Source organism: Paraburkholderia phenoliruptrix, assembly GCF_047325075.1.
Classification (GTDB): domain Bacteria; phylum Pseudomonadota; class Gammaproteobacteria; order Burkholderiales; family Burkholderiaceae; genus Paraburkholderia; species Paraburkholderia phenoliruptrix.
In genome coordinates, this window is sequence record NZ_CP168531.1 from 1,467,526 (window position 1) to 1,488,005 (window position 20,480).

At 64.5% G+C, this 20,480-nt stretch carries 19 protein-coding genes; 15 read left to right on the forward strand and 4 right to left on the reverse strand.

Features of this window, described 5'->3' with window-relative positions:
* Nucleotides 1-108: 108 nt before the first annotated feature.
* The 14 genes from ACEN8U_RS18825 (at nucleotide 109) to nagZ (ending at nucleotide 13,538) form a co-directional block, all read left to right on the forward strand.
* The gene (locus ACEN8U_RS18825) at nucleotides 109-492 is read left to right on the forward strand and encodes a protein YgfX (protein WP_041745633.1); all 384 of its coding nucleotides are present in this window, start codon (nucleotides 109-111) and stop codon (nucleotides 490-492) included.
* A gap of 115 nt (nucleotides 493-607) precedes the next feature.
* Nucleotides 608-1,207 carry an RNA polymerase sigma factor RpoE gene (rpoE, locus tag ACEN8U_RS18830; RefSeq protein ID WP_006051939.1) on the forward strand — a complete coding sequence of 200 codons (600 nt, stop codon included), beginning with the start codon at nucleotides 608-610 and terminating at the stop codon, nucleotides 1,205-1,207.
* Nucleotides 1,208-1,288: 81 nt separating this feature from the next.
* Nucleotides 1,289-1,921, forward strand: a complete 633-nt coding sequence (locus ACEN8U_RS18835) for a sigma-E factor negative regulatory protein (protein WP_041745630.1) — start codon at nucleotides 1,289-1,291, stop codon at nucleotides 1,919-1,921.
* 4 nt (nucleotides 1,922-1,925) lie between these two features.
* A complete protein-coding gene (locus tag ACEN8U_RS18840; RefSeq protein ID WP_015003394.1) occupies nucleotides 1,926-2,969 on the forward strand; it encodes a MucB/RseB C-terminal domain-containing protein in 1,044 nt (347 codons plus the stop codon).
* Between the two features lie 35 nt (nucleotides 2,970-3,004).
* Entirely contained in the window at nucleotides 3,005-4,516 is a 1,512-nt protein-coding gene (locus ACEN8U_RS18845; RefSeq protein ID WP_015003393.1) for a DegQ family serine endoprotease, read from the forward strand.
* The gene (locus ACEN8U_RS18850; protein WP_015003392.1) at nucleotides 4,513-4,785 is read left to right on the forward strand and encodes a glutaredoxin family protein; all 273 of its coding nucleotides are present in this window, start codon (nucleotides 4,513-4,515) and stop codon (nucleotides 4,783-4,785) included. Before ACEN8U_RS18845 ends, ACEN8U_RS18850 begins: the two co-directional genes overlap by 4 nt.
* 225 nt (nucleotides 4,786-5,010) lie before the next feature.
* Entirely contained in the window at nucleotides 5,011-6,804 is a 1,794-nt protein-coding gene (gene lepA / locus ACEN8U_RS18855) for a translation elongation factor 4 (RefSeq protein ID WP_015003391.1), read from the forward strand.
* An 18-nt stretch (nucleotides 6,805-6,822) separates the two neighbouring features.
* Nucleotides 6,823-7,716: a signal peptidase I gene (gene lepB / locus ACEN8U_RS18860; protein ID WP_013589153.1), complete on the forward strand. Its 894-nt coding sequence runs from the start codon at nucleotides 6,823-6,825 to the stop codon at nucleotides 7,714-7,716.
* A gap of 205 nt (nucleotides 7,717-7,921) precedes the next feature.
* The gene (gene rnc, locus ACEN8U_RS18865) at nucleotides 7,922-9,355 is read left to right on the forward strand and encodes a ribonuclease III (protein ID WP_041745628.1); all 1,434 of its coding nucleotides are present in this window, start codon (nucleotides 7,922-7,924) and stop codon (nucleotides 9,353-9,355) included.
* Nucleotides 9,356-9,407: 52 nt separating this feature from the next.
* Entirely contained in the window at nucleotides 9,408-10,307 is a 900-nt protein-coding gene (era, locus tag ACEN8U_RS18870; protein ID WP_028362844.1) for a GTPase Era, read from the forward strand.
* Complete coding sequence (recO, locus tag ACEN8U_RS18875; RefSeq protein WP_015003389.1) at nucleotides 10,294-11,214, forward strand: DNA repair protein RecO; 921 nt, start codon at nucleotides 10,294-10,296, stop codon at nucleotides 11,212-11,214. The genes era and recO overlap by 14 nt, the downstream gene beginning before the upstream one ends.
* On the forward strand, nucleotides 11,211-11,975 hold the full coding sequence (pdxJ, locus tag ACEN8U_RS18880) for a pyridoxine 5'-phosphate synthase (RefSeq protein WP_015003388.1): 765 nt from the start codon (nucleotides 11,211-11,213) through the stop codon (nucleotides 11,973-11,975). Before recO ends, pdxJ begins: the two co-directional genes overlap by 4 nt.
* Nucleotides 11,976-12,001: 26 nt before the next feature.
* A complete protein-coding gene (gene acpS / locus ACEN8U_RS18885) occupies nucleotides 12,002-12,442 on the forward strand; it encodes a holo-ACP synthase (protein WP_015003387.1) in 441 nt (146 codons plus the stop codon).
* A 67-nt stretch (nucleotides 12,443-12,509) separates the two neighbouring features.
* Entirely contained in the window at nucleotides 12,510-13,538 is a 1,029-nt protein-coding gene (gene nagZ, locus ACEN8U_RS18890; RefSeq protein ID WP_015003386.1) for a beta-N-acetylhexosaminidase, read from the forward strand.
* Nucleotides 13,539-13,625: 87 nt separating this feature from the next.
* Here nagZ and ACEN8U_RS18895 read toward each other — a convergent pair whose 3' ends face one another.
* The 4 genes from ACEN8U_RS18895 to earP all read right to left on the reverse strand — a co-directional run bounded on the left by ACEN8U_RS18895 (nucleotide 13,626) and on the right by earP (nucleotide 17,990).
* The gene (locus ACEN8U_RS18895) at nucleotides 13,626-15,008 is read right to left on the reverse strand and encodes a sigma-54-dependent transcriptional regulator (RefSeq protein ID WP_015003385.1); all 1,383 of its coding nucleotides are present in this window, start codon (nucleotides 15,006-15,008) and stop codon (nucleotides 13,626-13,628) included.
* Nucleotides 15,009-15,364: 356 nt separating this feature from the next.
* Nucleotides 15,365-15,571: a CsbD family protein gene (locus ACEN8U_RS18900; RefSeq protein WP_041745626.1), complete on the reverse strand. Its 207-nt coding sequence runs from the start codon at nucleotides 15,569-15,571 to the stop codon at nucleotides 15,365-15,367.
* 261 nt (nucleotides 15,572-15,832) lie between these two features.
* Nucleotides 15,833-16,390 carry an elongation factor P gene (gene efp / locus ACEN8U_RS18905; RefSeq protein WP_013589144.1) on the reverse strand — a complete coding sequence of 186 codons (558 nt, stop codon included), beginning with the start codon at nucleotides 16,388-16,390 and terminating at the stop codon, nucleotides 15,833-15,835.
* Between the two features lie 397 nt (nucleotides 16,391-16,787).
* Complete coding sequence (earP, locus tag ACEN8U_RS18910; protein ID WP_041745622.1) at nucleotides 16,788-17,990, reverse strand: elongation factor P maturation arginine rhamnosyltransferase EarP; 1,203 nt, start codon at nucleotides 17,988-17,990, stop codon at nucleotides 16,788-16,790.
* Between the two features lie 152 nt (nucleotides 17,991-18,142).
* On the opposite strand from earP, the gene uvrC reads away from it, so the two are divergent.
* Entirely contained in the window at nucleotides 18,143-20,365 is a 2,223-nt protein-coding gene (gene uvrC / locus ACEN8U_RS18915; protein ID WP_015003383.1) for an excinuclease ABC subunit UvrC, read from the forward strand.
* Nucleotides 20,366-20,480: the final 115 nt, after the last annotated feature.

Genomic DNA, 20,480 nt, shown 5'->3' on the forward strand with positions numbered 1-20,480 from the left:
AGCCGGGTGACGCGCCAGCCGACGGCGCCGGCCTCGCCGGCGCTTTCCCCTGAGACGGCTACGTCCGCGAGAGCGCCGCAGCGAATCGCGCTGCGGCGCTCTTTTACGATGCGTGCTGTGTCTGCCGCTTGCGTCGCGACGGCGTCGGCGGCGGTTTATAGCTGCGTGTCGTCGTGGCTGGGCGTCCTGCAGGCACTTCCGTTGGCGCTTGCCGCGTTCGCGCTTCTTGCGCTGTGCTCGGTGAGGCACGACCGGGCGCAGCCTGTCGCGCTGACAATGGGGCGCGAGAGCCTCACTGCGTGGGGGCGGGCGGGTGTTCTGCTCGCGCAAGGCCGCATAGCCGGCTGCGCGCACTGGAGCGACCGTTTGCTCGTGCTCGTCCTGAAGCCGGACGAGGGCCGCCGGCACACGCTGCTTGTGCCCGCCGACACAGTCCCGCCAGCGATTTTCCGCGAGCTCGCGGTGCGGGCCCGGCGGCGCGCCGGCGCGTGACTGTTACGACTGTAACCGCTGTTACCGGGCGGCATGTCCCCCGTAACGCGCCCTGTCGGGGCGGACGCTACAATGGTGCCCCCGTCATGCGCCCTCAAGTTAACGGATTTATCAGGTGAGCGAAAAAGAAATTGATCAGGTGCTGGTCGAACGCGTCCAGAAGGGCGACAAGGCCGCGTTCGAGCTTCTGGTCTCCAAATACCACCGCAAGATTCTCCGGCTGATCTCGCGCCTCGTGCGCGACCCCGCCGAAGTGGAAGACGTCGCGCAAGACGCTTTCATCAAGGCTTACCGCGCGTTGCCGCAATTTCGCGGCGAGTCCGCGTTTTATACGTGGTTGTACCGGATTGCGGTCAACACGGCGAAGAACTACCTTGCGACCCAGGGCCGGCGCGCGCCGACATCGACGGAAGCCGATGCTGAAGAAGCTGAAACTTTCTCCGACGCCGACCAACTAAGGGATATCAACACGCCTGAGTCGATGTTGATGAGCAAGCAGATCGCCGAGACGGTCAATGCTGCGATGGCGGTTTTACCGGAAGAGCTGCGCACCGCCATTACTCTTCGTGAAATTGAAGGTTTGAGCTACGAGGAAATCGCTGAGATGATGGGCTGCCCGATCGGCACCGTCAGATCGCGAATTTTCCGCGCTCGCGAAGCCATTGCGGCAAAATTGCGTCCGTTGCTTGACACACCTGAAGGCAAGCGCTGGTAAGCCCAGCCGGCCGCACGGGGCGCGGGTGCAATATCTGGATTAGTGGTGTCACTACGGGGTTTTTGTAAGATGGGGAGCATCATGGGGTCGGTCTCGATGCAATCGCAAGCCAGTTCGCGCGGCGAGCGTCTGTCCGCTTTTGTCGACGGTGAGCTGTTCGGCGAAGAGCATCTGAATCTTGACAGGTTTCTGTCCGAGCTGGACGGCGAAGATCGCGCCGCATGGTCCAGCTATCATCTGATCGGCGACGCGTTGCGTTCCGACGATCTCGCGGTCAGTTCCGCGGCCAGCAGCGCTTTCCTGAGTGGCTTGGCTGCGCGCCTCGAGAGCGAGCCGCATTTGCTCGCGCCGGCTGCGCAGCCGGTCGCGCGGCGCCTGCTGGCTTTGCGTCGCCGTGTGGTGCCGGCCTTTGCCGTGGCAGCCGCGGCCGCTACGCTCACGTGGATAGTGGTCCCGCAGTTGCAAGGCGTGCCTGGCGGCCCCGGTGCCACCCAGGTTGCCTCCGTGTCGTCGCATGGCGACGCGCTGCAGAAGGTCGCCATGGCGCCCGTGCCCGCGGCCAATGTCATGCCGGCGGCACAAGACGCCAATATCATTCGCGACGCGAGCCTCGACCAGTATCTGGAAGCCCATCAGCAATTCGCGCAGCAACCGGTCATGCCGGGCTCCATGCCGCTGATTCGCGCTGCCGCCGTTTCCACGCAAGGCCAATAGTTTGATGCAGACTCCGCGGTTCAATACAACGACTATCTGGGGGCGGCTGCCGGCATTCCTGTTCTGCGCAGCCGTATTGTTGTCCGCTACACCGCGGGTATTTGCACAAACCGAGGACCCGCTCGTCGCCCGCCGCACGGCCGCCGATCTGCTGGACCGCATTCATCAGGCCGCGCAGCAGCAGAACTACGAGGGCGCGTTCGTCTATCAGCGCGGCAATTTCGTTCAGACGTCGCGCATCGCCCATTACGCGACGCGGGCCGAAGGCGAGTTCGAGCAGTTGGAGAGCCTCGACGGCAAGCCGCGCAAGATGCTGCGTCATAACGACGAGCTCTACACGTTCGTGCCCGAGCGCCACTTGTGTGTGGTCGAAAAGCGCCAGAACAAAGACTCGTTCCCCGCCTTGCTGGCTGTGAGCGGCGAGCAGGTGCTGTCCGTATACGAGCCGAAATTGCTCGGCGACGATCGCGTGGCGGGCGTCGAAAGCCAGGTGATCGAACTCGACCCCAAAGACGCCTACCGTTTCGCTTACAAGCTGTGGGCCGACAAGAAAACGGGCTTGCTGCTGCGCGCTCAAACGCTCGATCCGAACGGCCAGGTGCTCGAACAACTGTCCTTTTCGCAAATTCGCATCGGTGTGCCGGTTGAGAAGGCGGGTATCGTGAACGGTATTCGCAACACCGCCGGCTGGACGGTGGTGCATCCGCCCATCGAGCCGGTTGACATGGCTGCGCAAGGGTGGCAATTCGGCTCGGCCGTGCCGGGTTTTCGCAAGATTCGCGAATTGCGCCGTCCGATGGCCGCGCGCGAAGCCGGCCAACCGACCATTCCGGTCGATCAGGCGGTGTTTTCCGACGGTCTCGCCGCGGTCTCGGTGTTCATCGAGCCGGTTGAGAACAACACGCGCAAGGAAGGCGCGGGCAGCAGCGGCGCGACGCACGTGCTGGTGAAGCGCCGCGGCGACTTCTGGATTACCCTGCTCGGTGAAGTCCCTCAGGCCACGTTGCAGCAATTTGCGTCTGCCATAGAATACAAGGCTCCGAAGTAATTCTCCGACTCCTGCATCCCTCGGCTTCCTACGATATGACGACTTTCTCGGTGCGCAAATTTCTCGCGGCCGCGGTAGTGGCGGCATGTTTGCCGTTCGCACCGCACACGGCGTCGGCGGCCTCCGCAGCCAATCTGCCCGACTTCACTGACCTCGTCGACAAGGTCGGTCCGGCTGTCGTCAACATTCGCACGACCACGCGCGTGACGAGCAGCGGGGGGCCGCGGGGCGCATTGCCGCCCGGCATGGACGACGGCGACATGTCCGAGTTCTTCCGCCGCTTCTTCGGCATTCCGATGCCGCAGTCGCCACAATCGCCCGGCGCGCCGCGCGGCGGCGATAACGGTGGTAGCGGTGGTAGCCAGGACGGGCCGGACAGCAACGATCCGGAACAGAACAGTGGCGTGGGCTCGGGCTTCATCTTGTCGGCCGACGGCTACGTGATGACCAATGCGCACGTCATCGACGACGCGGACACCATTTACGTCACGCTGACCGACAAGCGCGAGTTCAAGGCGAAGCTCATCGGCGTGGACGACCGGACGGATGTCGCGGTCGTCAAGATCAGCGCCGCGAACCTGCCGACCATCACCATCGGCGATTCGAATAAGGTTCGCGTGGGCGAGTGGGTCGTCGCGATCGGCTCGCCGTTCGGCCTCGAGAATACAGTCACGGCCGGCATCGTCAGCGCGAAGGGACGCGATACCGGCGACTATCTGCCGTTTATCCAGACCGACGTGGCCGTCAATCCCGGCAACTCGGGCGGCCCGCTCATCAATATGCAGGGCGAGGTGATCGGCATCAACTCGCAGATCTACAGCCGCACCGGCGGTTTCATGGGGATCTCGTTCGCCATCCCGATCGACGAGGCAATGCGCGTGGCCGACCAGCTGAAAGCGTCGGGCAAGGTGGTGCGCGGCCGCATCGCGGTGGCAATCGGCGAAGTGACGAAAGATGTCGCGGACTCGCTCGGCTTGCCGAAGGCGCAAGGCGCGCTCGTCAGCAGCGTCGAGCCGGGCGGCCCGGCGGACAAGGCGGGCGTGCAGCCGGGCGACATCATCCTCAAGTTCAACGGCCATTCGGTCGATACGGCGACGGACCTGCCGCGCATGGTCGGCGACACGAAGCCGGGCACGAAGGCGACCATCACCGTCTGGCGCAAGGGCCAAACGCGGGATCTGCCGGTCACGATCGCCGAGATGCAGCCTGACAAGACGTCGAAGGCCGATCAGAAGAAGCCGCAGGCGCCGAAGCAGCGCGCCACGAACGCGCTCGGGCTGGCCGTCAGTGATATTCCAGCCGATCAGCTGCGCACGCTCAAACTGCGCAACGGCGTGCAGATCGACGCGGTGGACGGTCCGGCCGCGCGGGTCGGCTTGCAGAAGGGCGACATCATCCTGCGCGTGGGCGACACCGACATCACGAGTGCGAAGCAGTTCGACGAACTCACTGCGCATCTGGACTCGCAGAAAATGGTCGCGCTGCTGGTCCGCCGCGGCGAGAACACGCAGTTCGTGCCGATTCGTCCGCGCGGCGTCCAGAAATGACGAAGACGGCGCCGCTCACGCTCTACGGGCGCGCGTGGTGCCACTTGTGCGACAACATGCGCGCGGCGCTCGAGCCCTTGCTGGCCGAGTTCGGCGCGCAGGTCGTCGTGATCGATGTCGACAGCGATCCGTTGCTCGAGGCCCGCTACAACGAACTCGTGCCGGTGCTGGTGTGCGACGGCGTGCAGCTCTGTCACTACCATCTGGACGAAGCACGCGTGCGCGGCGCGCTGGCGGCTCGCGTTGCCGGCGCCGAACCGGCTCGCTGAGGGCAGTCGGGCTCTGCCGCGAGTGTTTCCTCCGATTGCCTACGCACGTCGGAAGCGGATTTTTCTGCCCGGCTCGGGCGTCTTTCGGGAACCCGCTTCTCGCCCAAAGCGCGCAAGATGCGCCGGGCGTCGGCCTTTTCGGCTAAAATAGATAAGTTTTTCACCTACTTACAAGGCGTGCTCCGCTATTGTCCGAGCGCGCCTTTTTTGCTTGATCGGCACTGAATGGATCATATTCGTAACTTTTCGATCATTGCGCACATCGACCATGGCAAGTCGACGCTCGCCGATCGCATCATCCAGATTTGCGGCGGTCTGTCTGACCGCGAGATGGAAGCCCAGGTGCTCGACTCGATGGATCTCGAGCGCGAGCGCGGCATCACCATCAAGGCACAAACCGCGGCGCTGTCCTATCGCGCGCGCGACGGCAAGGTCTACAACCTCAACATGATCGACACGCCGGGCCACGTCGACTTCTCCTACGAAGTCAGCCGCTCGCTGTCCGCGTGCGAAGGCGCGCTGCTGGTGGTGGACGCGAGCCAGGGCGTGGAGGCGCAAACGGTCGCCAACTGCTACACGGCAATCGAATTGGGCGTCGAAGTCGTTCCCGTGCTCAACAAGATCGACTTGCCGGCCGCGAATCCGGAAAACGCGATCGCCGAAATCGAAGACGTGATCGGCATTGACGCGACCGACGCCACGCACTGCAGCGCGAAGACCGGTCTCGGCGTCGAAGACGTGCTCGAGGCGCTGATCGCCAAAGTGCCGCCGCCGAAGGGCGATCCGGAAGCGCCGCTGCAGGCGCTCATTATCGACTCGTGGTTCGACAACTACGTCGGTGTCGTCATGCTCGTGCGTATCGTCAACGGCACGCTGCGTCCGAAAGACAGGATCCGCCTGATGGCCACCGGCGCGCAGTATCCGGTCGAGCACATCGGCGTGTTCACGCCCAAGTCGAAGAATCTGGAAACGTTGTCGGCAGGGCAGGTGGGCTTCATCATCGCGGGCATCAAGGAGTTGGCCGCCGCGAAGGTGGGCGATACCGTCACGCTCGTGAACCGTCCCGCCGAAGAGCCGCTGCCGGGCTTCAAGGAAGTGAAGCCACAGGTGTTCGCCGGCCTCTATCCGGTCGAGGCGAATCAGTACGACGCGCTGCGCGACTCGCTGGAAAAGCTGAAACTGAACGACGCATCGCTGCATTACGAGCCTGAAGTTTCGCAAGCGTTGGGCTTTGGTTTCCGCTGTGGCTTCCTGGGTCTTCTGCACATGGAGATCGTGCAGGAACGTCTCGAACGCGAGTTCGACATGGACCTGATCACCACCGCGCCCACCGTCGTGTACGAGGTCGTGCAACGCGACGGCACCGTCATCATGGTCGAGAATCCGGCCAAGATGCCCGACCCGTCGAAGATCGAAGAAGTGCGCGAGCCGATCGTCACGGTCAATCTGTACATGCCGCAGGACTACGTCGGCCCGGTGATCACGCTGTGTACGCAAAAACGCGGCACGCAGATCAACATGCAGTATCACGGCCGCCAGGTGCAGTTGACCTACGAGATTCCGATGGGCGAAGTCGTGCTCGACTTTTTCGACCGCCTGAAGTCCATTTCGCGCGGCTATGCGTCGATGGATTACGAGTTCAAGGAATACCGGGCGTCGGATGTGGTGAAGGTCGACATGCTGATCAACGGCGACAAGGTCGACGCGCTGTCGGTCATCGTGCACCGCTCGCAAAGCCAGTATCGCGGCCGCGAAGTGGCGGCGAAAATGCGCGAGCTGATTCCGCGTCAAATGTACGACGTCGCGGTTCAGGCGACCATCGGCTCGAACATCATCGCGCGTGAGAACATTAAAGCCTTGCGTAAGAACGTGCTGGCAAAATGCTACGGCGGCGACATTACACGTAAAAAGAAGCTGCTGGAAAAGCAGAAGGCAGGCAAGAAGCGAATGAAGCAAGTGGGGTCCGTCGAGATTCCGCAAGAGGCTTTCCTCGCCATCCTGCGTGTCGAAGACAAATAAGACGAACAACGGAACCCTATGAATTTTGCGCTGATTCTTTTTGTGCTCGTCATTTTGACGGGCGTCGCATGGGTCGCAGACAAACTGGTTTTCATGCCGCAACGGCGGCGCGCGGCGGAAGCGGCGGTCGCGGAGTTCGACCGTCAGCAGGAACGCATCGGCGAGCGTTTCGCCGATGAAAACGCCGCGCAAACGCGCGCTCGTCTGCGCGACGACAAGCTGCGCCAACCGTGGTGGCTCGAATATTCGGCGAGCTTTTTCCCCGTGATTCTGGTGGTTTTCGTGGTGCGCTCGTTCGTCGTGGAGCCGTTCAAGATTCCGTCGGGCTCCATGGTGCCGACGCTGCTCGTGGGCGACTTCATTCTCGTCAATAAATTCGACTACGGCATCCGTCTGCCGATCACGAACACCAAAATCACCGAGGGCCGGCCGCTTGAGCGCGGCGATGTGGTGGTGTTCCGCTATCCGAAAGACGAGTCGGTCGACTACATCAAGCGCGTGATCGGCTTGCCGGGCGACACGGTCGCCTATCAGGACAAGCAGTTGACGATCAACGGCAAGCCGGTGCCCGAAACGCCGCTGCCCGATTATCTCGACGAGGAACGTCTTGGTTATGCAAAGCAGTTTGAAGAAAACCTGGACGGCCGCAAGAATGCGATTCTGAACAATCCTGCGGTGCCGCCGTTTATCGTCGGCGCGGAAGATTATCCCTATCGCGATAACTGCACCTACAACGCACGCGGCGTTATCTGCAAGGTGCCGCCGGGCAATTACTTCATGATGGGCGACAACCGCGATAACAGTGCGGACAGCCGCTATTGGGGTTTTGCGCCGGATAAGAATATTGTCGGCCGCGCGTTTTTTATCTGGATGAACTTCAGCAATCTCAAGCGCATTGGTTCGTTCCAGTGAGCTTCGCGTGAATTGCATGACACGCCGCGAGCCGCGCCGCTTATCGACTGATCGCATGTCCATGATCGATCACGAACGCGGCCGTCAAAGCGGCGGTGTGTTGCCACGCCACTTTAAGAAACTCCGGTAACGTCGCTTCACCACGCTTTTTCCGCTGGCCGTACCACGTTTTCGCCCGGTACGGCGCCCGCGTTATACTCTGCCCATGCCCTCATCTCCGTTGGAAAGCCGTCTGCGCTACGAATTTCGCAATGCGGAATTGCTGCGCCAGGCTTTAACGCACCGCAGTCATAGCTCCACGCATAACGAACGGCTCGAATTTCTCGGCGACTCCGTTCTGAATTGCGCGGTGGCTGCGCTTTTGTTCCAACGTTTCGGCAAGCTGGACGAGGGCGATTTGTCGCGCGTCCGTGCGAATCTGGTCAAGCAGCAATCGCTTTACGAAATTGCTCAGGCCCTGAATATTTCGGAAGGACTTCGCCTCGGCGAGGGTGAACTGCGCAGCGGCGGTTTCCGCCGGCCGTCCATCCTTGCCGACACGCTGGAAGCCGTGCTGGGTGCGGTGTTCCTCGACGGCGGCTTTGAAGCCGCACAGACCGTCATCAAGCGTCTTTACGTGCCGATTCTCGATCACATTGACCCGCGCACGCTCGGCAAGGACGCCAAGACGCTTCTGCAGGAATATCTGCAAGGGCACAAGATTGCGCTGCCCACCTACACCGTTGTCGCGACCCATGGTGCGGCGCACAATCAGCAGTTCGAAGTCGAATGCACAGTGCCCAAGCTGGACGTGAAAGTGTCCGGTTCCGGCGCGAGCCGCCGGGCGGCGGAGCAGGCTGCAGCGAAAAAAGCGCTCGACGAAGTCATGGCCGCAGCGCCTGCGGTCGTCTCCAAGTCGAAGCGGTCAAAGGGCGCCCGCGCGGCGAAAAAGGCTGAGGCCGAAATCGTGCCAGGCGTCACCGGCGTGCAGGCGGCGCTGGATCTGCGCAGCCCGGACCGCAAAAACGAACGCGCGGCGGCGCGAGGCGAAGCGCGCGCGGTGGCGGGCGCGGAGCCCGTCGGTGAGCGGGCGGCCCTCGCGGTGGCGACTGCCGCGGCACCGCTTGCCGTGATTCGCGCCGCCCACGTGGAGTACAGCGCGCCGGAGAGGCTCGAACGCGCGGACAAGACCGAGAAGGCCGAAAGAGGCAACATGGCGGACAAAGCCGACAGGCTGGATAGGCCTGCCGCCCAGGTGAGCGAGAAACCGGTGGAGAAGGCGGCGGAGAAATCCGCGGCAGACAAGCCGACTGAATCGAAGGCGGTGGAGTCGAGAGTCGCGGACTTGAAGGCCGCCGAACCGCGGGCCGCAGATTCAAAGAGTGCGGACCCTAAAGCTGCCGACCCAAAGACCGCCGACCCAAAGACCGCCGACCCAAAGACCGCCGACCCAAAGACCGCCGACCTGAAACCCGCTGAAACCAAACCCGTCGACACGAAGCCCGCCGACGCCACCGCCCGCGGCACGGACAAGCCGCACCGCAGCCGCGAGGCAGCGGGCAGCGGCGCCTCTCCGGCGACCAGCGCCGCGGCGCGCACCGAACACGAACCCGGCGTAGCCGACGCGGTACCCACGCGCGTCGCCGACGCGGGCCATTGATTGCCAAGGCGCGCCTTTTCGCGCGTCGATCCGAACCTGCCGTAGCCCGAATATGAACGCTCCCACTCCCACTGGTTTTCGCTGCGGCATGGTCGCGATCGTCGGCCGCCCGAACGTCGGCAAATCGACGCTGATGAACGCGCTGGTCGGCCAGAAAGTCAGCATCACGTCGCGCAAGGCGCAGACCACGCGCCATCGCATCACCGGCATCCATACGCTGGAAGACGCCCAGTACATTTTCGTCGACACGCCCGGCTTCCAGACCAAGCACAGCAGCGCGCTGAACCGGTCGCTGAACCGGGCGGTGACGTCCACGCTCACCGCCGTGGACGCGATCCTGTTCGTGATCGAGGCCGGCCGTTTCGGCGCAGACGATCAGAAAGTGCTCGACCTGATTCCGCCTTCGGTGCCCACGCTGCTCATCGCGAACAAGCTCGATCGCGTGTCCGACAAAGACTCGCTGTTCCCGTTCATGCAGCAGATGAGCGCCCTGCGCCCGTTCAACGAGATCGTGCCGCTGTCGGCCAAGAACCCCGACGACATCAAGCGTCTGATGGCGACCGTCAAGCCCTACCTGCCGGAAGGCGCGCCGATTTACGGCGAAGACGATCTCACCGATCGCAGCGAGCGCTTTCTGGCGGCGGAAATTCTGCGCGAAAAAGTGTTCCGCTGGACCGGCGACGAACTGCCCTACACGAGCACCGTGCTGATCGACAAGTTCGAAACGGAAGGGCGCCTGCGCCGTATCTTCGCGACGATTCTCGTCGAACGTGACACGCACAAGGCGATGATCATCGGCCAGAAGGGCGCCAAGTTGAAGCAGATCAGCACCGAGGCGCGCCTCGACATGGAAAAGCTGTTCGACGGCCCCGTCTATCTCGAAACCTTCATCAAGGTGAAGAGCGGCTGGGCCGACAATGAAGCAGGACTTCGCGCGTATGGGTACGAATGACGCGTGGGTCACGCTGAATTCCGACACCGGTCCGGACGATTCGGAGCCGGCCGAGCCGTCTCGCGAGCGCTCGAAGTCCGCTCGCGCTAGCCGCACATCATCCGCAAAAAAATCCGCTGAAGCCGGCGCCGCGGCCGGCGATCCGGCGCACAAGGCGCCAGCCCGCAAGTCGTCGCGCGGGGGCGCAGCTTCCGAATACCGGATCGCCGAGCAGCCCGCCTTCGTTCTGCATAGCTATCCGTACCGTGAGACGAGTCTGATCATCGACGTGCTGTCGCGCGATCACGGGCGTCTCGCGCTCGTCGCAAAGGGCGCGAAGCGGCCGCACTCGGCGTTGCGCGGCGTCTTGCAGACGTTCCAGCCGCTCGCGCTGTCATGGTCGGGCAAGTCGGAAGTGCGCACGCTCACCGGCGCCGAATGGGTCGGCGGCATGCTGCCTCTGACCGGCGACGCGCTCCTGTGCGGTTTCTACGTGAACGAGCTGCTCGTCAAATTCTGTGCGCGCGAAGATCCGCATCCGCAACTCTTCCATCACTACGTGGTCACCATGACGCGCCTCGCGCACGACGAGCCGCCGGTCCAGGTGCTCCGCTCCTTCGAGCGCGTGCTGTTGCGCGAGACCGGTTACGCGATGTCGCTGGATCGCACGGTCACGCGCAGAGCCGTCGAAGCCGGTGGCCGCTACGTGTTCGACCCGGAACGCGGCGTGCGCGAAGCGTCCGGCGACTTGCCGGCGCAATGGCCGGTGGTCGCAGGCCAGACCTTGCTCGATATGGAAAAGGACGATTACCATCGAGCGCAGACCGTGGCGCAAAGCAAAACGCTGATGCGCTTTCTGCTCAACACTTATCTTGGCGGCACGCCGCTCGCGACGCGCCAGATTCTGATCGACTTGCAGAACTTATGAGCTTCTTCCTAACGTCGCCGAATGTGATCGATCTCGGCGTGAATATCGATCACGTCGCCACGCTGCGCAACGCGCGCGGCACACCGTATCCGGATCCGATCCGCGCCGCGCTGATGGCGGAAGAGGCTGGCGCGGACGCCATCACGCTGCATTTGCGCGAGGACCGCCGCCATATCGTCGACGCGGACGTGCGCGCGCTGCGTCCGCTTCTGAAAACGCGGATGAACCTCGAATGCGCGGTCACGCAGGAAATGCTCGACATCGCCTGCGAAGTGCAGCCGCACGACGTTTGCCTCGTGCCGGAAAAGCGCCAGGAATTGACGACCGAGGGCGGTCTCGATGTGACCGGCCAGTTCGAGGCCGTGCGCGCCGCATGCCGGCAACTGGCGGACGCGAACTCGCGCGTGTCGCTCTTCATCGATCCGGACGAAACGCAGATTCGCGCCGCGCACGAAGCCGGCGCGCCGGTGATCGAACTGCACACCGGGCGCTACGCCGAAGCCCACGACCCCGCGGAACAGCAGCGCGAATACGAGCGCGTGGTCCGCGCGGTCGAGTTCGGCGCGACGCTCGGCATCAAGGTCAACGCCGGGCACGGCCTGCACTACACGAACGTCCAGCAGATCGCGGCGATCGACGGCATTGTCGAGCTGAACATCGGTCATGCGATCGTCGCGCACGCGATTTTCGCCGGCTGGGACAACGCGGTGCGCGAGATGAAGGCGATCATGGTCGCCGCGCGTCTCGGCGCGCGCGCCTGATGCCGTCGCACGGGCCGCTAACGCATATGGCGATCTACGGTATCGGGACGGACATCGTGCAGGTGAGCCGCGTCGCGGCGGTCATGCAGCGCACCAACGGCCGCTTCGCCGAGAAAGTGCTCGGTCCCGACGAACTGCGCGTCTATCACGCACGCCACGCGCGTTCGGCGGCGCGCGGCCTCGCGTTTCTCGCCACGCGTTTTTCGGCGAAGGAAGCGTTCTCCAAGGCGATCGGTCTCGGCATGCATTGGCCGATGACATGGCGCGCGCTGCAAACGCTCAACAAGCCGAGCGGCGAGCCGATGGTGGTCGCATCCGGCGAACTCGCCGAATGGCTCGACGCGCGCGGCATCACGGCGCGCGTCACGATCAGCGACGAGCGCGACTACGCGGTGTCGTTCGTGATCGCCGAAACCACGCACGTCGACGAGGCGCGCGGCGCGCATCCCTCGAGCGCCGCTGGATAACAACACCGAGGCGCGGCCCGCGCGGCCGCGGCTTTTCCTGCTTCACGCATTCTTCCAACGGAATTCGATGAAAACCATTCCCGGACCGGTCATGCTCGACGTGGTCGGCAAAACGCTGAACGACGACGACAAGCGCCGCCTTGCTCACCCGATGACCGGCGGCGTGATCCTGTTCGCGCGCCACTACGAAAGCCGCGCGCAACTGATCGCGTTGACCGATTCGATCCGCGCGATTCGCGAGGATCTGCTGATTGCCGTCGATCACGAAGGCGGACGCGTGCAGCGCTTCCGCACGGACGGCTTCACGGTGCTTCCGGCCATGGGCAAGCTCGGCGCGCTGTGGGACAGCGACGTGCTGCATGCCACCAAGGTCGCCACCGCGGTCGGCTATATCCTTGCATCGGAGCTGCGCGCTTGCGGGATCGACATGAGCTTTACGCCAGTGCTCGACCTGAATTACGGTCAGTCGCAGGTGATCGGCGATCGCGCGTTCCACAGCGATCCGCGCGTGGTGACGCTGCTCGCGAAAAGCCTCAACCACGGTCTTGCGCTCGCCGGCATGAGCAATTGCGGCAAGCATTTCCCGGGGCATGGTTTCGCGCATGCGGATTCGCACGTCGCGATGCCCGTCGACGACCGTTCGCTCGACGAAATCCTGCGCGACGATGTCGCGCCTTATGACTGGCTAGGCCTCGCGCTCGGCTCGGTGATCCCGGCGCATGTGGTGTATCCGCAAGTCGATTCGAAGCCGGCGGGTTTTTCGCGCGTGTGGCTGCAGGACATACTGCGCGGCAAGCTGCGTTTCGAGGGCGCGATTTTCAGCGACGACCTCTCGATGGAAGCCGCGCGCCAGGGCGGCACGCTCACCGAAGGCGCGACTGCCGCGCTGCAAGCCGGCTGCGACATGGTGCTGATCTGCAATCAGCCCGACCAGGCCGAAAAGGTGCTGGACGAGTTGCGCTTTACGCCGTCGAAGGAATCGCAGCAGCGCTTGAAGCGCATGCGGGCTCGCGGCAAGCCGATCAAGTGGAGCAAGCTGATCGCGCAGCCGCAGTATCTGCAAGCGCAGGCGCTGCTGCGCAGCGTGTTCGCCTGAGCCGCAAGCGGCGGGCGGTAGTCAAAAAACGGCGTCTCGAATGAGACGCCGTTTTTGCATCCGATGCCCGCAGGCGGCCGGCTCGCGTCAGTTCAGCCGCATTCGCTGCAGCTTGTTATAGAGCGTTTTGGGACTGATGCCGAGGAGCGACGCCGCCCGATGGCGCGTGCCGCCGACTGCGTCGAGCGTCGCGCGAATCAGCATTTCTTCGACGTCCGCGAGCGGCGTGCCGACCGTAACCTGCACACGGCTGCCGTTCAGATCGCGGCCATTGACGGAGCCGGCTTCGTCCGCGCGCAACGATTCGAGCACGTCGCCCGACGCGTGATACGCCCGCCGCACGCGGTCCTCGAGCTCGCGCACGTTGCCGGGCCATTCGTAGCTCAGACATTCGCGCAGGAAATTCGGCCCGATCTGTTTCGCGATCTCCGACGCGCCGCGCGCCGCAGCGTCGTGATTCAGTTCGTCGACGATAGCCTGCGCGATCAGCGCCGGATCTTCGCCGCGCTCGCGCAACGGAGGCAGTGTCACCGCCGCGGCTTCGAGGCGCAGCGCCAGGTCTTCGTGCAGGCTGCCGTCGGCCACCGCAGCGCGCGGCACTTTGCGCGTCGACGCGATCAGACGGAAATCGGTCACCACCTGGCTCGTCCCGCCGACACGCATGAAAGTCTGCGAATCGAGCGCGCGCAGCAGTGCCTCCTGCTGCGCACGCGGCAGCTCCGCGATTTCGTCGATGAAAAGGGTGCCGCCGCTCGCCTGCTCGAACAGGCCCGGCTCGCGCTGTTCCGCGCCGCTGAATGCGCCGCGTTCGTGGCCGAACAACACGCTGTCGAGCGAGCGGAGCGCCGGCGGGCCGCCCGCGCCGCGGCAGTCGAGCGTGACGAACGGACCTTTGCGGCGCCGGCTCATGTCGTGCATCGTGCGGGCCGCGACCTGCTTGCCGGTGCCGGCTTCGCCCGAAATGAGCACGGCGGCTTCCGTCGGCGCGATGTGTTCGATCGTGTCGTAGACGTGCTGCATGGCCGGGCTGCGGCCGAGCATCGAGCCGAAGCGGCCGAGTTGACGCAGTGACGCGCGCAGCGTCTGCACTTCCTCGGTCAGCTCGTACGGGCGCGGAATGCGCGCGAGCAGGCTGCGCAGCCGCGGAATGTTTACCGGCTTCAGCAGATAGTCCCAGATGCCGTGCCGCAAGCCCTCGATCGCGCTTTCGACGGTCGCGTTGCCGGTCATCACGATGACGGGCAGGGCGCCGCCTGGCGGATGCGCGGGCAAATGCTGCAACAGGTCGAGGCCGCTGCCGTCGGGCAGATTCAGGTCAACGAGCACGACGTCGGGAATGAAGCGCGTCAGCGCGGCCCGCGCTTCGGCGATGGTCGTCGCCGTGTCGACGGAGAAGCCGTCGGCGGCAAGAATGGCGGACAGGCCCGACAGGCTATTGGGATCGTCTTCAACAATCAGGGCGTGTGGCATGGCGAGCGCAACTTATTAAATGGATGAAAGACCTGCTTCTGCGCGCCCGGAGCGGGGCGTGCGGCGCGGGCGCGATGGCTGGCCGGTACTGTCGGTCGGATGCGTCGCCACGCGCGCTGCCTCGATGGAGTCGGCGCGGCAGCGGCCCTCCAGTCGGCATGAGTGCGGATCCGGCGGGCATGACGCCGGGCGGTGCGGGCGGCGAGTCGACTCACGTAGTTCTGGTCCTTTGTTGCAGCAAAAGGGCGATTCGCGACCCGCTGTTCCGCGTCGCGCCGCCCTCGTCGGAATCCGCCGGCGTCCTTGCGGCCACGATGTGACGGCAAGGGCGCCGGTACTTACCTCACTTTCTCGCGTCAGATATCCCGGTTGCTGTCGAAGAAGCGGCGCACTTCACGCTCAGCTTCTTCGCGGGTCTTGCCGTAACGTTCCTGGATCAGGCCGGCCAGACGATCGGCGCGGCCTTCGGCCTTCGTCAATTCGTCGTCGGTCAGCTCGCCCCATGCCGCCTTGGCTTTGCCAACCAGTTGCTTCCACTTGCCTTCCGCGATGTCGTCGTTCATCTCGCATCTCCGCAGTCGAGAAACATAAGGTAAGTGTTGACTAGCATGACTTGTGCCAATGCGTTTTGGCTTGCTAGATCAATGGCTTACCCGGGCGAGAGCCGGCAAGAACGGGCGGCGGCGCCGGCAATTTTGAGAAAATTGCCGGTAAAGTTTTCCTCAACGATACTCGGCGGCACAAAAAAGAAAAAGCGCCCAATCTGGGCGCTTTCTCATTTTTTCTCAAGCGCGATGCGTCGCGCTAAGAGAGGTGACCGGCGCTTAGGCGCGGCTGCGGTACTCGTGGGTACGCGTGTCGATTTCGATCTTGTCGCCGATGTTGCAGAAGAGCGGCACTTGCAGTTCGAAACCCGTGTTGAGCTTGGCGTTCTTCAGCACCTTGCCCGACGACGTGTCGCCCTTGACAGCCGGTTCCGTATAGATGATTTCGCGGACCAGCGTGGTCGGCAGTTCGACGGAGATGGCCTTGTCGTTGTAGAAGACGACTTCGCAAGCCATGCCGTCTTCGAGGTAGTTCATTGCGTCGCCCATCATTTCGGCTTCGACTTCATACTGGTTGTAGTCGGCGTCCATGAACACATACATCGGGTCGGCGAAGTAAGAGTACGTCACTTCCTTGCGCTCGAGCACGACGACGTCGAACTTGTCGTCTGCCTTGTAGACGCTTTCCATGCCTGCGCCGGTCAGCAGGTTCTTGAACTTCATCTTGACGACGGCGGAGTTGCGGCCCGATTTGTTGTATTCGGCCTTTTGCACGACCATGGCGTCTGCGCCGATCATTACGACGTTGCCGGTGCGGAGTTCCTGTGCGGTCTTCATAAAACTGTCCTGTACGAAATAAGTAGCTGTAACTGGTGCTCAACGGCATACGGCGCAAGCGGCTTCGACGTTTCCTGCACCTCGCGCCGCGCCGGGACGGCCTGGCGGGAAGCGTGCATGAAGCGTGGCGGGCTTGCCGCGGGATTCGGTGGCGCTGTTGCCGACGTTGCCGCCGACGTTGCCGCCGACGTTGCGACTGATGTTGCCTATTAGCCGCCGCCATTCCAACTATCCCGCAGTCCGTTACCTGCTTTTTTACCCGATGCGGGCGTGTACACGAGTGGCGCCGGTCGGCAGCGCGGTCCGGGCGCTTTCACGAGTTCGCTCGAACCCGCTTTCGACCAGGATTTTTGCTGCGATCGGGCCGCGCTTGCGTCGTCGGCCGTTGGATAACCGCTTATTTTAACTGAGTTTTTGTGAACAAGGCCAGATTTCCCGCGAGGTCGCCCACTTGCGCCAGCTCGCCGGCCCATTCGACCGCGCGCCGCCGGAGCGCGGGAGCGTGACGGCACAGCGCCGCCCAGTCGGGGGCGCCGCCGCCGTTCCACGCGTGCCAGAAGCGCGCGAGCACAGCGGCGGGCTCGGCGGGAAGCGTGCGCGCGTAGTGCGCGAGCGCGGCATCGAGTTTCGGCAGATGAGCGTCGTCGGCCTGCGGATAGATGTGCCAGACGAATGGCCTCGCGGCCCACTGGGCGCGCACGAAGGAGTCCTCGCCGCGCACGAAATTCAGGTCGCTCGCCCACAGCAGCGCGTCGTAGCCCGCTTGCTCCGTGAACGCGAGGCCGTGCGCGCTCAGCGCCCCGCGCTCCGCATGGACACCCGCGCCGAACGCAGGCAGCCCGAAAAAGCGCGCCAGCGCACCGGAAATGCGGCCCTCCGGCGCGAGCAGCACCACCGGTTCCGCGCTGTCGCGCCATTGCTCGAGGAGGCTGTCGACGGCGGGATTCTCATACGCGAAAAGCGATACGACGGTCGCGTCGGCGGGCGGCGCACGGCCGACGGTTTCGCGCCACCAGGCATCGCGCGCGGCCGGCGATGCTTCGAACGCGGCGCGCGCGGCATCCAGATTCCGTTCCTTCAGCACGCCGCCCGTGCCCGGCCCGAGTCCGGGAAAAAAGAACGTCTTGACGAGCGGATAGCGCGGATGCGGCGACGGCCGCAAATGAAAGTCGGCGACCCAGTCTTCGGCGCTCAGATATTCGAGGTTGATCCACACGGGCGCGCGCTCGCGCTGCGCCATCGCCGCCACGTAGAGCGGCGGCAGCTCGCAGGCGAACGCCTCGATCACGACGTCGGCCGTCTCCAGCGTGTCGCCCGCGTGCGCGGGCGTATGCCAATGCTCGATGACGACGCCGGCGACCGTCTGCCGCGCGCGATCCGGCGCAAGCGACGGGCACAGCTTCTGGAACGCATGCAGATCGTCGACGAAGACGCGCACCTGCCAGCCGTGCTCGGCGGCCAATTGCCGCGCAAGACGCCAGCACACGCCGATGTCGCCGAAATTGTCGATCACCGCGCAGAAGATATCGCACGCGATGGCCGCGGCCGGTGGGCCCGGCGGCGCGGCGGGAGAGCCAGGGAGCGGCGCAGTGGAGGACATGAGCAGGGCTCGGGCGGACGCGGAATGTTCTAAACTGGCGATTCTAAAGCACCTGTACACAGCATCCGTCCGATTTTCGCGCGCCGGCCGCAACGCGGGCGCGCGTCCGGCGGCGCGACTCTTCGCGAGACCGTTCCACCCAGCCCATCTGCATGACCGAACCCGAAGCAAGCATCGAATTCGAGCCGAAGACAGTGCTCGCCCAGTTGCCGCATCTGCCAGGCGTCTATCGCTATTACGACACGCACGGCGCGGTGCTGTACGTCGGCAAGGCGCGCGATCTGAAAAAGCGCGTGTCGAGCTATTTCACGAAAACGCAGCTGTCGCCGCGCATCGCGATGATGGTGACGCGCATCGCGCGTATCGAGACGACCGTCACGCGTTCCGAGGCCGAGGCGCTGCTGCTCGAAAACAATCTGATCAAGGCGCTCGCGCCGCGCTACAACATTCTGTTTCGCGACGACAAGTCGTATCCGTATCTGAAACTGACCGGCCACAAGTTCCCGCGCATGGCGTACTACCGCGGCTCGGTGGATCGGAAGAACCAGTACTTCGGGCCGTTTCCGAGCGCCTGGGCGGTGCGCGAGAGCATTCAGATCCTGCAGCGCGTATTCCAGCTGCGCACCTGCGAGGACTCGGTCTTCAACAACCGCACGCGGCCGTGCCTGCTGCACCAGATCGGGCGCTGCACGGCGCCGTGCGTCGCGAACATCAGCGAAGAGGATTACGCGCGCGACGTCGCCAATGCATCGCGCTTTCTGCTCGGCCGCCAGGGCGAGGTGATGAAGGAACTCGAGCAGAAGATGCACGCGTTCGCGAGCGAGCTGAAGTTCGAGCAGGCGGCGGCGGTGCGCAACCAGATGAGTTCGCTCTCGACCGTGCTGCATCAGCAGGCCATTGAAGTGGGCAGCGACAGCGACGTCGACATTCTCGCGGTGGTCGCGCTGGGCGGGCGGGTTTGCGTGAACCTCGCGATGGTGCGCGGCGGGCGGCACCTCGGCGATAAAGCCTATTTTCCCGCGCACGTGGAAAGCGCGCTCACCGCGGAAGAGGGCGGTCTGGAAGATGCCGGCGACGAGGACGCGCTGGCGGGCATCGCGCCGGACACGGGTTCGTCGGTCGAACACGACGCAGGCCGGGAAGCGGACGCCGACGCGCTCGCCATTGCAGAGGAGCTGCCGCCGGAAGACGAGGAAGGGAGCGAGGGCGAGGCAATCGACGATGACCCAGCCGACGACGACTCGGACAGCGTCGACCCAGGCAGCGCCGACACCGACCCCGCATCCGGCAGCGAAGCCGCCAAGCCGCGCAAACGCCGCGCGGCGGGCGGCATCGAATCCGAAGTGCTCGAGGCGTTCATCGCCCAGCACTATCTGGGCAACCGCGTGCCGCCCGTGCTCGTCGTCAGTCACGCGCCGGCTACGCGCGAACTCGTCGACGTGCTGATCGAGCAGGCCGGCCACAAGGTCACCGTGCTGCGTCAGCCGCAAGGCCAGCGTCGCGCGTGGCTCGCGATGGCCGAGCAGAATGCGCGGCTCGCGCTCGCGCGGCTGCTGTCGGAGCAAGGCTCGCAGCAGGCTCGCACGCGCGCGCTCACCGACACGCTCGGCATGGAGTGCGACGACCTCGCGCACGTGCGGATCGAATGCTTCGACATCAGCCACACGATGGGCGAGGCGACGCAGGCGTCGTGCGTGGTGTATCACCATCACAAGATGCAGTCGTCGGAATATCGCCGCTACAACATTACCGGCATCACGCCCGGCGACGACTACGCGGCCATGCGCCAGGTCCTCACGCGCCGCTACGAGAAGATGGTCGCCCAAGCCGCCGCGAACGCCTCCGACGAAGCCGTCGAGCTGCAAAGCGATGCGGCCGCGGATCCGTCGTTGGCGCCGGAGGCCGCGGAGCCGGTCGCGTCGGGCGGCATTCTGCCGACCATCGTGCTGATCGACGGCGGCAAGGGCCAGGTCGAAATCGCGCGCCAGGTGTTCACCGAGCTCGGCCTCGACACGGGGATGCTCGTCGGCGTCGCGAAGGGCGAGGGGCGCAAGGTCGGCCTGGAAACCCTGATTTTCGCCGACGGCCGCGCGCCGCTCGAACTCGGCAAGGAAAGCGCCGCGCTGATGCTGGTCGCGCAAATCCGCGACGAGGCGCACCGCTTTGCCATCACCGGCATGCGCGCGAAGCGCGGCAAGACGCGCCAGACGTCGCGGCTCGAAGAACTGGAGGGCGTGGGCGCGAAGCGGCGGCAGCGGCTGTTGGCGCGCTTCGGCGGCTTGCGCGGGGTGGTCGCGGCAAGCGTGGAGGACCTCGCGAGCGTCGAAGGCATTTCGCAGGCGCTCGCTGAGCAGATCTACCGGCAATTGCACTGATTCGTGACGCTCGCCGCTCGGCGCCCGGGCGGCAGCCGCCGCGCGCCCCGTGAGGGCCGGCGCCTCAGGCTCACGCGTGGGGCGCACACGTAAGGCGCACACCCAGGCTCGCGGC